The sequence below is a fragment of the Kitasatospora sp. NPDC001261 genome, from assembly GCF_042896795.1.
Lineage (GTDB): Bacteria > Actinomycetota > Actinomycetes > Streptomycetales > Streptomycetaceae > Kitasatospora.
On record NZ_JBIAXP010000035.1, the window covers coordinates 1 to 14469 of the forward strand.

At 69.4% G+C, this 14469-nt stretch carries 21 protein-coding genes; 13 read left to right on the forward strand and 8 right to left on the reverse strand.

The window, feature by feature from the left end; genetic code table 11:
- Window positions 1-100 precede the first annotated feature (100 nt).
- Both ACFY4B_RS35880 and ACFY4B_RS35885 read left to right on the forward strand, forming a co-directional pair.
- Entirely contained in the window at window positions 101-406 is a 306-nt protein-coding gene (locus ACFY4B_RS35880) for a hypothetical protein (protein ID WP_117485076.1), read from the forward strand.
- A gap of 130 nt (window positions 407-536) precedes the next feature.
- Window positions 537-1076 carry an NUDIX hydrolase gene (locus ACFY4B_RS35885; protein WP_387974950.1) on the forward strand — a complete coding sequence of 180 codons (540 nt, stop codon included), beginning with the start codon at window positions 537-539 and terminating at the stop codon, window positions 1074-1076.
- A 127-nt stretch (window positions 1077-1203) separates the two neighbouring features.
- On the opposite strand, the gene fxlM is transcribed toward ACFY4B_RS35885, so the two are convergent.
- The 7 genes from fxlM to ACFY4B_RS35920 all read right to left on the reverse strand — a co-directional run bounded on the left by fxlM (window position 1204) and on the right by ACFY4B_RS35920 (window position 7211).
- Window positions 1204-2409 (reverse strand): methyltransferase, FxLD system, encoded by a 1206-nt coding sequence (gene fxlM, locus ACFY4B_RS35890; protein WP_387974952.1) that lies wholly within the window; start codon window positions 2407-2409, stop codon window positions 1204-1206.
- Between the two features lie 301 nt (window positions 2410-2710).
- Window positions 2711-3235, reverse strand: coding sequence for a GNAT family N-acetyltransferase (locus ACFY4B_RS35895; protein ID WP_387821252.1), 525 nt, complete (start codon window positions 3233-3235; stop codon window positions 2711-2713).
- Window positions 3236-3282: 47 nt separating this feature from the next.
- The gene (locus ACFY4B_RS35900; protein ID WP_387821254.1) at window positions 3283-4842 is read right to left on the reverse strand and encodes an asparagine synthase-related protein; all 1560 of its coding nucleotides are present in this window, start codon (window positions 4840-4842) and stop codon (window positions 3283-3285) included.
- Window positions 4843-4919: 77 nt separating this feature from the next.
- A complete protein-coding gene (locus ACFY4B_RS35905) occupies window positions 4920-5081 on the reverse strand; it encodes a hypothetical protein (protein ID WP_387821257.1) in 162 nt (53 codons plus the stop codon).
- Between the two features lie 530 nt (window positions 5082-5611).
- Window positions 5612-6163, reverse strand: a complete 552-nt coding sequence (locus ACFY4B_RS35910; RefSeq protein ID WP_387974955.1) for a hypothetical protein — start codon at window positions 6161-6163, stop codon at window positions 5612-5614.
- Between the two features lie 14 nt (window positions 6164-6177).
- Window positions 6178-6612 (reverse strand): ATP-binding protein, encoded by a 435-nt coding sequence (locus ACFY4B_RS35915; protein WP_387974958.1) that lies wholly within the window; start codon window positions 6610-6612, stop codon window positions 6178-6180.
- Window positions 6613-6722: 110 nt separating this feature from the next.
- Window positions 6723-7211, reverse strand: a complete 489-nt coding sequence (locus ACFY4B_RS35920) for an NUDIX domain-containing protein (protein ID WP_387974961.1) — start codon at window positions 7209-7211, stop codon at window positions 6723-6725.
- Between the two features lie 333 nt (window positions 7212-7544).
- Between ACFY4B_RS35920 and ACFY4B_RS35925 the strand changes: the two genes are divergently transcribed.
- From ACFY4B_RS35925 to ACFY4B_RS35975, 11 genes are all read left to right on the forward strand, one after another.
- Window positions 7545-8384 carry a helix-turn-helix domain-containing protein gene (locus ACFY4B_RS35925; protein WP_387974964.1) on the forward strand — a complete coding sequence of 280 codons (840 nt, stop codon included), beginning with the start codon at window positions 7545-7547 and terminating at the stop codon, window positions 8382-8384.
- Complete coding sequence (locus ACFY4B_RS35930; RefSeq protein WP_387974966.1) at window positions 8377-8586, forward strand: DUF397 domain-containing protein; 210 nt, start codon at window positions 8377-8379, stop codon at window positions 8584-8586. Before ACFY4B_RS35925 ends, ACFY4B_RS35930 begins: the two co-directional genes overlap by 8 nt.
- A 146-nt stretch (window positions 8587-8732) precedes the next feature.
- The gene (locus ACFY4B_RS35935; RefSeq protein ID WP_387974968.1) at window positions 8733-8939 is read left to right on the forward strand and encodes a DUF397 domain-containing protein; all 207 of its coding nucleotides are present in this window, start codon (window positions 8733-8735) and stop codon (window positions 8937-8939) included.
- 4 nt (window positions 8940-8943) lie between these two features.
- The gene (locus ACFY4B_RS35940; protein WP_387974971.1) at window positions 8944-9177 is read left to right on the forward strand and encodes a DUF397 domain-containing protein; all 234 of its coding nucleotides are present in this window, start codon (window positions 8944-8946) and stop codon (window positions 9175-9177) included.
- Complete coding sequence (locus ACFY4B_RS35945; protein WP_387974973.1) at window positions 9174-9392, forward strand: DUF397 domain-containing protein; 219 nt, start codon at window positions 9174-9176, stop codon at window positions 9390-9392. Before ACFY4B_RS35940 ends, ACFY4B_RS35945 begins: the two co-directional genes overlap by 4 nt.
- A 55-nt stretch (window positions 9393-9447) precedes the next feature.
- The gene (locus ACFY4B_RS35950) at window positions 9448-9678 is read left to right on the forward strand and encodes a DUF397 domain-containing protein (RefSeq protein ID WP_387974976.1); all 231 of its coding nucleotides are present in this window, start codon (window positions 9448-9450) and stop codon (window positions 9676-9678) included.
- Window positions 9671-9898: a DUF397 domain-containing protein gene (locus tag ACFY4B_RS35955; protein WP_387974978.1), complete on the forward strand. Its 228-nt coding sequence runs from the start codon at window positions 9671-9673 to the stop codon at window positions 9896-9898. The genes ACFY4B_RS35950 and ACFY4B_RS35955 overlap by 8 nt, the downstream gene beginning before the upstream one ends.
- A gap of 141 nt (window positions 9899-10039) precedes the next feature.
- Entirely contained in the window at window positions 10040-11428 is a 1389-nt protein-coding gene (locus tag ACFY4B_RS35960) for an alpha/beta fold hydrolase (RefSeq protein WP_387974981.1), read from the forward strand.
- A gap of 271 nt (window positions 11429-11699) precedes the next feature.
- Window positions 11700-12146: a peptidase inhibitor family I36 protein gene (locus ACFY4B_RS35965; RefSeq protein ID WP_387974984.1), complete on the forward strand. Its 447-nt coding sequence runs from the start codon at window positions 11700-11702 to the stop codon at window positions 12144-12146.
- A gap of 65 nt (window positions 12147-12211) precedes the next feature.
- Entirely contained in the window at window positions 12212-12652 is a 441-nt protein-coding gene (locus ACFY4B_RS35970) for a peptidase inhibitor family I36 protein (RefSeq protein WP_387974986.1), read from the forward strand.
- A 56-nt stretch (window positions 12653-12708) separates the two neighbouring features.
- Window positions 12709-13143, forward strand: a complete 435-nt coding sequence (locus ACFY4B_RS35975; RefSeq protein WP_387974988.1) for a peptidase inhibitor family I36 protein — start codon at window positions 12709-12711, stop codon at window positions 13141-13143.
- Window positions 13144-13240: 97 nt separating this feature from the next.
- Here the strand turns inward: ACFY4B_RS35975 and ACFY4B_RS35980 are convergent, their stop codons facing one another.
- Window positions 13241-14410, reverse strand: coding sequence for a hypothetical protein (locus ACFY4B_RS35980; protein ID WP_387974990.1), 1170 nt, complete (start codon window positions 14408-14410; stop codon window positions 13241-13243).
- Window positions 14411-14469 lie beyond the last annotated feature (59 nt).

Here is a 14469-nt window from a genome sequence, read left to right on the forward strand (position 1 = left end):
CACGGACGCGGCAATGACATGACAGCCACACCCGGCATCCCTGGGTGCCCTGATCTTACGAATGACCAGAACGATCCCACGAAGAAAGGTATGGAAGGCCATGCGTCGAATCGCGGCTCTGGGGGCGGGTGCGGCACTGCTGGTGGCCGCCGGTGTGATGGCGGCGCCGAGCGCCTCGGCGACCTCGTACTGCAGCACCACCCAGGGGACGAACTGGGGCTCGGTGAGCTGCCAGACCACCGCCACGAAGAACCACTGGCAGCTGGTGCTGGTCTGCAACAACGACAACGTCAAGGGCAGCCAGGCGACCGTCAACGGCCTCTGGCACATGGGCAACGGCAGCGACACCCTCTACTGCCCGACCGGCTACAGCGCGGCGTACACCAAGGTCAACAACGACAACTGACCCTCCGGCCCCGGGAGTCGGCTGTCCGGTGCCGTGCCCGGCGCGGTAGGCCGACGCCACCGCGCCCCGAGATCCCGGGGCGCGGTGGGCGGGTCTGGTGACCTCCGGGCAGGCCCGTACAGTCCCGGTCATGACCGACACCACCGCGTCGTGGCGCGAACGTGAACGCACCACCGTCTTCAGCAAGTTCGGGCGGTCCGTCGACCGCGTCGGGTTCGAGCTGCCCGACGGCAGGACGGAGGACTTCTACCTCAAGCGCGAGAACCCGGGCGGCGCGGTGCTCGCCCTCACCCCCGACCGGCGCGTCATCCTCGCCCGCCAGTACCGGCCCGGCCCCGACCGCGTGCTGTACGAACTGCCCGGCGGCCTCGTGGACCCCGGCGAACAGGCGGTGGACGCCGCCGCCCGCGAGCTGCTGGAGGAGACCGGCTACCGGGGCCAGGTCCGCGCCGCCGGCTCGTACTGGCTGGACGCCTACTCCGACGTCCGCCGCTACGCCTTCGTCGCCACCGACTGCGTCAAGGTCGCCGAACCGCGGCCGGAGCGCAACGAGTTCATCGACGTCGTCACCGTCGACCTGGACGAGTTTCGCACCCGCGTCCTGCGCGGCGGCGAGATGACCGACACCGCCGCCGCCTACCTTGCCCTGGACGCGCTGAACCTCCTGTGACAGGGCAAGCACTCACCTGGGGAAACAGGCGGTGAGCTGCCGGAGGATCGGCGATCAGTGGCGGGTGCTGCAGCGGATGACGATGGGTTGATGGTGCACCCGGGCCCCGGTGCGGGGCCCGGGAGTCTCAGTGCCAGGTCGCCGTGACGGTGCCGTGGCGGCGCAGGACGGGGTTCCGGGGCAGGGGGGCGGGCGCGGGGTTGGGCAGGTAGCGCAACGTCGCGGCGCCGCGGCGGCGGTGGTCGCGGGCCCAGCGGCGAAGCAGCGTGACGTACTCGTCGGCGAGCGCTTGGGCGTCGGGTCCGTGGGCGACCACGCCGCTCTCGAAGCCGCCGGTGGCCGCGTTCTCGCGGCGGGTGCGGTAGGCGAAGCTGTCCTCGCTCACCAGGGCGGGCACTCCGAACAGGGCGGACGCCTCCACGAGGCCGCGCTCGACCACGTCGTTGGCGGCGTGCAGGCGGGCCGGGCTCGACAGGTTGAGTGTGAGGTAGAGCTCCAGCTCGTCGGGCTGGTCGTACGCCTCCCCGGACCAGCGGTCCAGGCGGGGCGTGTCCAGCGCGCTGTTCAGCGCCTGCGCGTCGAGCGTTACCCGGGCGTCGTCGCTCTGCACGGCGACGCCCCCGCGCAGCATCACCTTGCGTTCCTTGGCCGCCCCTTCGCCCTGCATCGGCACGAACCGGGCCAGGCTGTAGGAACGGCTTACCAGACCCTCGCCGTCGCGGTCGAAGGCGATCGAACGGGTCGTGCCGCAGACCGTCAGCGGAACGACGAGACGGCCGGTCGGCGTCAGCCCGTCAATCCACGACGGGGGGATGTCCCACGCGGCTGCCGTCACGATGATCAGGTCGTACGGGGCGCTGTCCGGTACGCCGCCCTCACCGTCGGCCAGGACCGTCCGAACCTGCGGGTATCCCGCGTCGTCCAGGCACCGCCGGGCCCGGTCGATCACGTCGCGGTCGATGTCGACGGTGATGACCTCACCCTGCTTCCCGACGAGTTCCGCCAGGTAGGCGGCGTTGACGCCGCCGGATCCGATCTCCAGTGCCCTCATTCCGGGCTCGACGCCGGCCTGCTCCAGCATCACGGCCTGCAGGTGGGCCGCGGACATGACGCTGAGCTCCAGGCCGTTCTCGTCCTGCTTGACCGGCACGGTGCGGTGGAGGTCGTAGACGACCTCCACCGGCGCGTCCGGCGCGAACAGGTGGCGGGGCACCGTGGCGAAGGCGGCGGCGACAGGCTCGGACCTGATCCCGTCCTGGTCACGCAGCGCGCGGACCATGGCCGCACGCAGCACGTCGGGATCGCGGACCGTCGAGTCATCAATGGCCATCATCCGAATACCTTTTTCTGCTCAAGGGGTTGGTGCGTGTGACATTCCGGCAGAGCGTGATGTCACCCAGGACATCGGCCAGAAGCCAGCCGAGTGTGCCCCCAAGTCGGAGTCTCCTCAGCTACGTTCTGGTCAGGACCGGGACGCCCCGACAAGAAGCAGGAGGACGCCCTCCCCCATCGGATCGGGGGAGAGACGTGGGGACACGGGACGGTCGAGGCCCAGGCCCGGACCGCATGCATGGCGGTCCGGGCCCCGGGCGTCAGCCGGTGGTGTCGGTCAGCAGCCGTCCTGGGGTCGACTCCTACAGTCCGCGCCCGGACATGAGGCCCGGCAGTTCCGGCAGGCGCTCGGCCCGGCGCTGGAGAAGGTGGACCTTCGCCTCGGGGAGATCGGCGACGCGCAGCAGCTGCCAGCCCTGGCCCCGCTGGTAGTAGCGCGACAACTGCTCCTGGGCGGTGCCGCGACGCACCCAGCGGATGCCGTCCACGGCAGCGTGGTCAAGGGCCCACCAGGCGAGCAGGCGCCCGAGGCGGTAGGGATTCGGCCGGGTGAAGCTGGTCGTGAGGAAGAGGCTGGGCTCGGCACGTTCCTCGTCCGTGAAGCCCCACGGGGGTAGGGCGTCCTCCCGCATGATCGTCGTGCAGCCGACGACACCGCGTTCCAGGTGCTCCAGCACCCACACGGGAATGGCGGGGTTCGCAGCCTGGGCCCCGAACTCGTCGGCCGCCGCCTCGCACTCGCCGAGCCCGCGCTCCGACAACCAGCGGGAACGCTCGCGGATCATGTCGGCGATCGCGGCAGCGTCTGCCGCGATCGCCTCGCGCATCCGAAACACCGGTGGCTCCTCTCCTGCGTGATGGTTCTTCGTCCTGGTCAACGCATTGTCACTGCGGAATCAGCGAGCAGAGCGAACACCACCTCCCGGTCGGCGCGTTGCGCCTCTCCGCTGTCGAGGCGGTCGGCGACGGCACGGAGGGCCTGCGGGTCGAGAAGCCGGGCGTCCAGCAGGGGGGAACCCTCGTCCAGTAGCCGCCGTACGCGGCCGGCGCCGTGTTGGCTCATGGCGAGGGCCATGATGGTGCCGAAGTTCTCCGGGATCGGTGGTCGGGCGATCTCCGGCGCCATTCCGCGACGGTCGATGCGCGTGCGGAGAAGCCGTTTGTCCTCGCGCCAGTCAACAGGTGCCCACTCGCACAGTCGGACCAAGGCCGGAGCCGTGAGCGGATGCACTGGCCACATGCCGCGTTTGAGCAATGGAGGAGCCACACCGGCCTTTGCCATGAGCGCTGTTTCGGGGACGACGGATGCGGGCGTGATGCCCGCATCGACATCGCGCAGCGCCTCACGGGCCGCTGGTCCGATCCACGCCGGCAGCTGTGACAGGGGGACAGAGCGCTGTGGGGCCTCCGCACTGGTGAACGCCATCAGCTCATCTCCGCCGATGCCCGTGAACACCGCTTCCACCCCTCGCTGTTCCAGTTGGGTGTGGAGGGCGTCGACGGCGTCGAGGTAGAGGTCTCCATAGGGGGACACGGGTACCTGCTGCGCGAAAATCGAACCGGGAGCGTAGGGCAGGTGGTCCTCGGCACGGACGGTTACGTCGGCCCAGTCTCGATCGATATGGCCGATCACGGTCCGACGCCGCCGAGTCTGCTGCGTTCCCCGCTCCCCGTCCAGGATCAGGGCGGCTGCCACGAGGCCGGAGCCGCGTTCGTCGTTGCCGAGGGCGAGCGCGGTGTTCGTGGAGTCGATGCCGCCGGAGAGCTGTACGGCCGTGCTGCCTGCTTTCCAGGGGGACCGTCTGATGGTGCCGCTCAACAACTGATCGAACGCGTCGACAGGGCACCTTCCGTCGCGGAGTATCCGGGCCCTGGAATGTTCGGCTGGTTCGGGTAGATGCAAGGACACCTTGCCTTGGGTGTAGAGAACACAGGCGCGTTCGGTGAGCAGATGTACATCCGACCAGAACGTCGCGTTCGTGTAGCGGGCCGAGAGCGAGATCCGCCGTGCCACCTCGACGACGTCCAGGCTGACGCTGTGGCGGCGCAGCTCCAGCAGATCCCAGGAGCCGTAGAGGGCGTCGGGGCGTGCGGTGAGATAGACCGGGGCAGTACCGGACGTGCCGGTAAGTACGCGCACTCGCCCGTCCGTGCAAGTCTCGACCATCACCCAGTCGTCGTTGTGGTCGAGTACCGTGCCGACGGCCTCGTCGTACAGCGCGGCGTTGGCAGCGTGCACGCGGGTCAGGCCTTCAGGGGACCCGACGGTGCAGGCCGTGTTGATGAGCGCCGTACGTCTCCCGTCCGTCAAGAAGTGTTGGGCGGTCATGGGGTGGCAGAAGGGTTCGACCCAGGAACTGCCGCTGAGCCATCGGCCGGTGGTCCACTTCCACGGATGGCGCATGTCGTCCGCAAGGATGCGCAGCTTGAGCATGGATTTCCCTCACAAGGTGTCATCAAGGTTGGGCCGACCGCCCTGGGGAAGGGCGGTCGGCCCTCGGCCCGCGGCGCTCAGACCTCGAACGAGTCGTAGGTCTGCGGCGCGTCGCTGCTCCCGCTCTTCTTCTTGTACGCGTAGCGGTCCGTGGTCGGGGCGACGTAGTACTCGGGCTCGCCCTCGAACAACTCGCGGGTCACCTCGGCCAGCTCATCCATGACGGTGCTGGGCACCATGCCGGGCTCCTTCTTCTCGATCGGATGAAACGTCTGACTGTTCTCTCTCCGCTCGGGCGCCAACCAGGTTCTGCCATAGCGGGGTTGGCGGCAAGAGCGTTCCGTCGTGGCTTGGGGCGCACGCCGGAGCCATTGGGGGCGTGGGGGTGGAAGTCCTTGGCCAGTCGACCGGGGCAGGGACTCCGTGGACGGGGCGGGGGAGGCCGTCGCCGTGCTCCCAGGCGTCCCAGGCGTTCTCGACGCGGCTGTGTTGGCCAGCCGCTATGACGTCGCGGATCTCCTGTGGGGGCTGCCGTCTCGACTTGCTGGGGTGTGGGCATCCCGCCCGCGTACACGAAGTTGATGACCTCGGGGAAATCGGCCGTGGGTGCGTGGTCAGCGGTGGGGACGGTCCTGGGGCGGCCTTCGGCCTTTCCGGTTTCCGGCGAGCCACGGCGGTGTGCTTGGTGCTGGACGCGCTCGGCTGATCCGGGCCGGGGACTGCGCTGCGCAGGAAGTCGGACCCGCCGACTTCCTGCGTGGTGGGGTTCTCAGGTTCGGGTGGCTTGGGTGCGGCAGTGGGCGAGGGCGTACTTGATGCGGGTGTCGGAGTGGGGGGTGGTGGTGAGGAGTTCGCCGGCGGTGGTGAGGGTGGTCCAGTAGCGGGCGGGGTTGCCGGTGTGGGGCATGGGGTGGGTGGTGGTGAGGGAGAGGTAGGCGGTGGTGAGGTTGCCGGTGGTGAACCAGCGCTGGAGGCCGTGGTGGTGGCCGGGGCGGAGGCTGCCGTGGGCGTCGACGGCGGTGAGGAGGTGGTCGACGATGGTGAGTTCGGTGTCGGTGAGGGACTTGGGGATGTCGAAGACGCCGAGGGCTTCGAGGAGTTCGCCGGTGTCGGTCTCGGAGTCGGGGGTGGGGTCGGCGAGGAGGGCGTCGTAGCAGTCGTTGAGGCGGCGGGTGGTTTCGGCGTGGGGGATGGTGAGGGCGAGGCAGACGGCGCGGGCGGAGGGCAACGGCTTGCGGGTGCGGCGGGCGAGGAGGGCGTACGTCTCGGCGGGGGTCCGGCCACGGGAGAGGGCGTGCCGGGCCAGGGTCGTGAGGTGCATGGGGGTGACGGCTTTCAGGCGGTGACGAGGGCGGGGGCGGGCGTGGGGGCGACGAGGGCCCAGACGTACTTGCCGATGCCGTCGGGCTGGGAGGAGCAGCCCCAGCGTTCGGCGAGTTCGTTGACGAGGAGCAGGCCGCGGCCGTGCTCGGCGTCCGGCGCGGCGGTCCGGAGGGTGGGGTGGGTGGTGCCGGCGTCGTGGACTTCGAGGCGCAGGCGGGAGCCGGTGAGGGTGAAGCGGATCTCGATGGGGTGGTCGTCCGGCGCGTCGGAGTGCTGGACGGCGTTGGCGAAGAGTTCGCCGATGAGGAGTTCGGCGGTGTCGGCGTAGCGGTCGCCGGAGGGCAGGCCGGAGAGGTACGCGCGGAGGAGGTAGCGCGCCAGGGGCGTGGACTCGATGCGGGAGTCGAGGCGCGCGGCGAACATGCGGGGGCGGCGGGTTTTGAGCATGGCGAAGTACCTCGGGGGAGGGTGCGTGCGGGGGGAGTGCGCCGTGCGGGACTGTTGCTGAAGGCCCGGACCGCGCCCATGGCGGTCCGGCCTGGGGGGTGTCGCCTTGGTCAGCCGACCGGGACCGGGACGCCCTGGATGAGGAGGGGGAGGCCGTCGCCGTGCTCCCAGGCGTCCCAGGCGTCCTCGACGCGGCGGTACTGGTCGTCGGCCATGGCGTCGCGGAGTTCGGACCGGGGGACCCAGTGGAGGGCGTGGATCTCCTCCGGGGGCTGGTGGTGGCGGACGAGTTCGGCCTGCTGGGGCGTGAGCATCCCGCCCGCGTAGACGAGGTCGAGGCCCTCGGGGAACTCGTTGGCGGGCACGTAGTCGACGGTGAGGATCGTGCGGAGGGGCAGGACGAGCCCGGTCTCCGTTTCGAGGTGCCGGCGGGCCGCGAGGTGGGGGAGCTCGTCCTGCTCGGCGCTGCCGCCGGGGAGGATGAGGCCGTCCCGGTAGACGGGATCGACCAGGAGGACGAGGAGTTCGCCCGACCCGCCGGGATCCTCGCGCAGGATGAAGGCCTGCTGGCCCGACCGGCGGGCGGGGGGCTTGGTCAAGATGCGGGTCCTGCTCAACTCTGCTCCAGGTACGAGGAATTGGTGGCTGGCGGCAGTGGCTGCCCGTCGACGGGCCAGCGGTAGGGAGGCCGAAGCACGGCCTTCGTGAAGACTCTCTCGCGGGGCTCACCGGTCTCCGGTTTTCTGAACTCCATGACGACTTCCTGGAGTTGGAGGAGATGGGCGAGATGTCGCGCGGGATGCATGAGGTCTCCACAGGTTGCTCTGTGCGCCCGGGGGGTCACCGGGTGTAGCTATGGTGGCGCCTCGCCCGCTACGATCGGAACTCAATCTGAGTCTTGAAGTTGATGCTCGGCAAGTAGGTGAAGATCATTGAACCTCAAAGAACTTGATCCAACATCAGGCCCGTGGGCGCCCTTCGGGGTGCAACTTCGCAGGTCACGCAAGGCTGCTGGCCTCACACAGGCCCAGCTGGCGAAGCGCGTGGGGGTCGATCCCTCCTACGTCTCCTATGCCGAACTTGCTCCACCTGGACGTACCCCGCCAAGCGAGGCGTTCGCACGTGATGCCGATCGGGTGCTGGAGACGGGTGGAACCCTGCTGCTGATGTGGCTCCAGGCCAAGCACTCGGCGTTGCTGGAGGGTTTTCCGGAGTATGCAGCCAATGAGATGCGGGCCAGTGAGATCCGGATCTTCGAACTCGGCGTCATCCCCGGCTTGCTTCAAACGAAGTCCTACGCAGCGGCTCTTGCCAGGGCAGATGTTCGCCGAAGGGACATCACCCCCAAGCAGGCAGAGGAGAGGTTGACCTTTCTACTCGCGCGACAGGAGGTACTGGCGCGACGAGACCCGCCGTTCATCCATGCCGTACTGGACGAGAGCTGCCTCCGACGGATCATCGGTGGCCCGAAAGTCATGCGGGAACAGCTTGAGCAACTTGAACAGCTATACGAACAGGGGCGTGTAGTACTTCAGGTGGCGCCGTTCAGCATGGGCGAGCACAGGCCGTTCGCCCTGCCCATGCGGCTGCTGACACTCCCCGATGGCTCCCTGTTTGGCTACTCTGAGTCTGAGGGGCGAGGGCACGTCGAACGAGATGACGACAGGCTCCGCGACTGGCGTAGGCGATACGATCGCCTCCAGGTAGGGGCGCTGGCCGAGTCGGCGACCCTCGAATTGATACTCCATGCTCGGAAGGACTCTCATGGCTGATTTCGACTTGACTACCGCTTCGTGGGTGAAGTCGACGTACAGTCAGCAAGGCGGCGACTGCCTTGAGGTTGCGCGTGGCTCCCGTGAATTGATGCCCGTCCGAGATTCCAAGGACCCCCAGGGCCCAGCCCTCGTCTTCCCGGCCGAGGCCTGGGTGTCGTTCGTTGCGGCTGTCCGCAGTGGTGAGTTCGGCGACGTCTGAGCCGGAGCCTGGAAGAGGAGCCACCTGCCTGGCAGCACGTGATTGGTTGTCGTGCAGATCGAGGCCGCGAACAGGCAGCCAAACGCTCGGCTGGGGGCCTCCCCAGCCGAGCGTTTTGCGTGAGCGGGGGAGGGCACGGGAGGGTCATGGGACTTAACCTCGCCGGCGCCGGGTGGCGGAAGAGCACGTACAGCAACAACGGGGGCAGCTGCGTCGAGGTGGCGGACGGCTACCCGGGTGTCATGCCGGTCCGGGACTCCAAGGATCCGGAGGGGCCAGCTCTCGTCTTTCCGGTCAAGGAGTGGGAGTTGTTCGTTACCGCTGTCCGCAGTGGTGAGTTCGACGTACTTTGAGGGGATGACGATGCACGACAGCATCACCCTCGACCAGGGCGGCTACGGCTGGGCCAAGTCCAGCTACTCGGCTGGTGAGAACGGCAACTGCATCGAGGTCGGCCGAACCCCGTCCGGCGCCATCCCGGTGCGCGACACCAAGCAGCACTGGCGCGGCCCCGTCCTGGAGTTCGCCCCCGTGGCGTTCCAGGGCTTCCTCGACGCGGTCAAAGCGGGCGAGTTTCCGGAAGGGCTATGAGGGCTATGGAACTTGACCTGACCGGAGCTGGGTGGCGGAAGAGCACGTACAGCAACAACGGGGGTGACTGCGTCGAGGTGGCGGACGGCTACCCGGGTGTCATGCCGGTCCGGGACTCCAAGGATCCGGAGGGGCCGGCTCTTGTCCTCCCGGCTGAGGCCTGGACGTCGTTCGTCGCCGCTGTCCGCAGTAGTGAGTTCGACGTTCAGCTGTGACGGTTCGTCGTTGCGGTCCGCAGCGGCGAGTTCGACGTACTTTGAGGGGAATGCCATGGCCGACCGCCGAGATCTGTCCGGTGCTTCCTGGGTCAAGTCGACGTACAGCCAGCAAGGTGGCAACTGCCTTGAGATCGCGCGTGGCTTCCGTGAACTGATGCCTGTCCGGGATTCCAAGGACCCCCATGGCCCTGCCCTGATCTTCCCGGCCGAGGCCTGGGTGTCGTTCGTCGCCGCTGTCCGCAGCGGCGAGTTCGGCGAACTCCAAGAGGATGACCATGCGTGACGGCACCGCCCTCGACCAGGGCGGCTACTGCTGGGCCAAGTCGAGCTACAGCAGCAGCGAGAACGGCAACTGCGTCGAGGTCGGCCGGACCCCGGCCGGCGCCATCCCGGTGCGCGACACGAAGCAGTGTCGGCGTGGCCCTGTCCTGGAGTTCACCCCGGCGGCGTTCCAGAGCTTCCTCGACGCGGTCAAAGCGGGCGAGTTCCCGGTTCGGGGCTGATCGGCAACAGGGGGCCGTCCGGGGCTTTCCGGCTCGCTCCCCGGGCGAATCCCGCTCGGGTGCTCGCCTTCGCCGCTGTCCCGGGCGCAGGCTGCTTCCGTGACCGCGTCGCACGGGCGCGGTGCGAGCGGAAGGACTCACATGACGAGCACGCGCGGCCGCATCGCCGCTCTGCTGGGCGCCGTCGCGGTGGTCGCCGGCACCACCCTGGCCACCCCCGCCACCCCCGCAGCCGCCACGGACCGGCCAGGCGGCGGGATCACCGGGCAGGCACCCTGCCCGGACGCGCCCGAGTTCACCTGCGGGACCCTCACCGTCCCGCTGGACCACAGCGGCGCCGTCCCCGGCGCCCTCGACCTCCAGGTGGCCGTCGGCGGCAACACCAAGGCCCCCAAGGGCGACCTGCTGTTCCTCTCCGGCGGCCCCGGCCAGGCCAGCGTCCCGACGGTGCGGCAGATGGCGGGCAAGCTGGAGCCCGTCCTCAAGGACTACCGCCTGGTGATGTACGACCAGCGCGGCACCGGCCGGGGCGCGCTCCAGTGCCCCGGCCTCCAGGAGGACATGGGCTCCTCCGACCTCGCCGTGCCACGCAAGCAGTCGATCGCCGACTGCGCCGCCGCCCTCGGACCGAACGCCCGCTTCTACAGCACCGCCGACACCGTCGCCGACATCGACCTGCTGCGCCGTGCCCTCGGCGCCCGGCGCCTCACCCTGGACGGTGTCTCGTACGGCACCATCGTCGCCGAGCGGTACGCGTTCGCCCACCCGTCCCGCGTGGCCCGCCTGGTGCTCGACTCGGTGGCGCCGCCAGGGGGTTTCGACCCCCTCGACCTGGCGGCGATGCCCGCGACCGCCCGGGTGCTGCGGGCCGCCTGCCAGGCGACCGGCTGCACCACCGACCCGGCCGCCGACCTCGCCGCCACCGTCCGCCGCTACGGCAACGGGGTGCAGATCCTGAGCGCGCTCACCGGCTACGAGTTCATCGACCCGGACTTCGGCGGGGTCCCGGAGGCGCTGCACGAGGCCGCCGCCGGGCAGCCCGCCAAGCTCCAGGACCTCTTCGACCTCGTCCACCAGGTGGTCGACGCCGCCCCGGCCGAGGACCTCAGCCAGGGCCTGCACTCCGCCACCGTCTGCGCGGACGCGCGCTTCCCGTGGGGCAGCACCGACACCCCCGTCGAGGGCCGGGCGGCCGCGCTGGAGCGCACCCGGCAGCGGCTGACCGCCGAGCAGACCTGGCCGTACGACCCGGCCACCGCGACCGGACTCGGCAGCCTCCTGGTGTGCCTGGACTGGCCGCGCGAGCCGGTGCCGCCGATCCCGCCGGCGCACCGCAAGCTGCCGGACGTGCCGGTGCTGCTGCTCGGTGGCGACCGCGACATCGCCACGCCGTACGAACTGCTCTACGAGCAGGCGAAGTTGGCGCACGACCCGCAGATCGTGATCGTGCCGGGTGCGGCGCACTCGGTGCAGAACCGGGCGGCGAATCCGGCCGGGCGGCAGGCGGTGTACGACTTCCTGCTGAAGTAGCCGAAGCAGCCGGGGAACGGAAAGCCCGGGGCCCGGACCGCAGCCACCGCGGTCCGGGCCCCGTCGGCGTCCGCGGGCCGCGCTACCTGTGCCCGGACGCCTACGGTCCGGCCAGGTCGCCGACTTAGGTCGCCGACTGGGTCACCGGCGCCGGTTCCCCATGCAGTCGGATGACCGATGCGTCCTTTCTGCCCTCGCCGCCACAGTGGTGCTGCTCCGCGAACGAACGTCGGAGCGCCCCCTGGGCAGTTGAAGAGCAGAGGAGACCATCATGATGAACCTGCGGCGACTGGCGACGAGGCTCGCGGTGGGTGCCGCCACGGTGGCCGGGGTGCTCGCCGCCACGACGACGACGGCGAGCGCCGACATCCTCACCTCGATCGAGACCGGTCCCGGCAAGTGCCCCGCCAACTGGGTGTGCCTGTGGAGCGAGAACAACTACATCGTGGGGAACCCGAAGGGCGGGGTCGACTACGGGGCCGTGGGCGCGAACGAGAACATCGCGGACATGGGGAAGTTCAAGTTCGAGAGCAAGCTCTGGCGCTGGAAGGGCATGACGGACGAGGCCTCCTCGGTCGTGAATAACACCGGGAGCAGCATCTGCTTCTACGAGCACACCAACTACGGCGGCCTGGAGTTCAAGATCGGCCCCCGGGAGAAGTGGGCCTCCGTCCCGTCGTGGATCAACGACAAGATCAGCTCCTTCAAGTTCTGCTGACCTGCCCCCTCCCTTCCCCCCTTCCCCTTCCCTCCTTCCCCTTTCCTCGACCTGAACGGATCGTCATGAAGCTCTCCAGGAACCTGGCCAAGCTGGGCCTGTCCGCCGCCGCCGCCGTCGGCCTGATCGTGGCCGGGGCGACCTCCGCGAGCGCCACCAACGTCTACGACATCGGCCACGGGGCCGGGTCGTGCCCCGACGGCTACGTCTGCCTGTGGTCGGAGGCCAACTTCATCCGGGGCGGGACCATCAACGACGCGAAGTTCGGCTCCTTCGCGTCGAATCAGAACACCGGCGACATGGGCAAGCTCCAGAAGCGCAGCTCCGGTGGGGACAAGGGCATGCAGGACATCACCTCGTCGGTGCTGAACAACACCGGGAGCAGCATCTGCTTCTACGAGAACAACTGGTACACCGGCCTGGAGTTCAAGATCGGGCCCGGGGAGCACTGGCCCTACATCCCGTCGTGGATCAACGACAAGATCAGCTCCTTCAAGTACTGCTGACCCCTCATCGCCTCGACCCCCACCTCGACTCCCCACCTCGACCTGAACGGATCGTCATGAAGATTTCCCAGAAGATGACCAGGCTCGGCCTGTGCGCGGCCGCCGCCGTCGGACTGGTCGTGACCGTGTCGGGCTCCGCCAGCGCCAACACGATCCTCGGCATCGGGCAGGGCGCCGGCGCGTGCCCCACCAACTACGTCTGCCTGTGGACCGAGAACAGCTACGTCGGCAACACGGGCACCACCGGCAAGTTCGCGGCGATCGCCTCGGACCAGAACATCAGCGACATGGGCAAGCTGGAACGGAAGGGCGGCCTGTGGACGGGGATGCAGGACGTCACGTCGTCGGTGCTGAACAACACCGGGAGCAGCATCTGCTTCTACGAGCACAACGACTACGGCGGCGCGGAGTTCAGGATCGGCCCCTGGGAACGGTGGCCCTCCCTCCCGTCGTGGATCAACGACAAGATCAGCTCCTTCAAGTACTGCTGATCCGCCGCAGGACCCGGCCGACCCCCGCGGCCGTGTGAAGCCGTAGGCCCGGACCGCGTCCATCGCGGTCCGGGCCCGCGGTCCGGGGCGGGGTCCCTCAGTCCGTCGGTGGCCGCTCGATCAGCTTCTGCTGCCGCCTGGCCTGCTTGGCGGCCTTGCGGTCGGCTTTGGTCATCGCGCCGGAGTCCGTGCCGGCGGGGGCGTCGACGGCCGTCGGGGCGGTGCCGGAGGGGCTCGCCGGCTGCGCCGGGGGCTCGGCGTTGGGCTTGCGCAGGTTCTTGGCAACCCTCTCCAGGGTCCGTCCGATCTCCCGGAGGCGCTCCCACTCCGCGGGCTCGAAATCGCCCGTGTGTTCCTTCCGGTAGCGGCCCAGTTCCTGCGTGAACTGGGCCGCTTTCTTCAGGCCGTGGTGGATGAGCTCGTCGTTGTCCGCGTTCGCGGTCAGTACGTCCGCCAGTTCCCCCTCGGCGGTGATCTGCGAGTGGAGGGTCAGCAGGTCACGGGCGTCCCTCTGCCGCTTCTCCGCCAGGACCTCTCCCGCCTTCTCCTTGCGCATGGCGAAGGCGGTCACCTTGTCCGTGAACAGGCGCAGCGGCGCCACGACCGTCAGGGGGACCCGGGCGGAGCTCTCGTGCACCTGCATGTCCCGCGTCTCCGTGGGCACTTTGCCCAGCGTGACGCTGACCTCGGCCCCGCCGAACGTGCCCTTCACCGTCGTGCCGTTGGCGTCCGTGCCCGCTTCGTCCTGCAGCAGGGCTTCGAGGTACGCGACGACCTGCCGGCGCAGCTCCGGGTCCTGGCCCTCGGGGTCGGCGATGTGGAGCCGCAGATCGAGGTCCTGGACGGGCCGTGCGGCCTTCAGCGCGGCCACCCCGCCTCCGCCGCCGATGCTCAGGTGCAGCCCGCTGAGACCCAGCCGGTCCTTGACGTCGTCGTTGATGACCCGTTCCAACGTGGCCGCGACGCCCAGCCGGAACTCGGATTCGGCGTCGGTGTCCGATCCGCCTTCGGCGCGCTGGACGGCGGCCGGAGGACGGGCCGGGACGTGGCCGACGGTGTGTCGGTGCTGTTCGGGCCGGGCCTGGGAGTGGCCGACCTGGGAGTGGCCGGTCTGGGATCGGCCGGTCTGGCGGAGCATCTGGACGACCGCGGCGTTGCCGACCGTGGCCTGGAGGCCGAGCAGCCGCGTGGGCGGGGCGGGGCTGGGCTTGCGGGCGGGGGTACGGCCGCCTGTCTCGGTGGCTCTGGTGGTCTCGTGATCGTGCAAGGAAGGCTCTCCACGGGCGCGGGGCGGTCGACTCCTCCTTGATACTGGGCGGGGGCGAA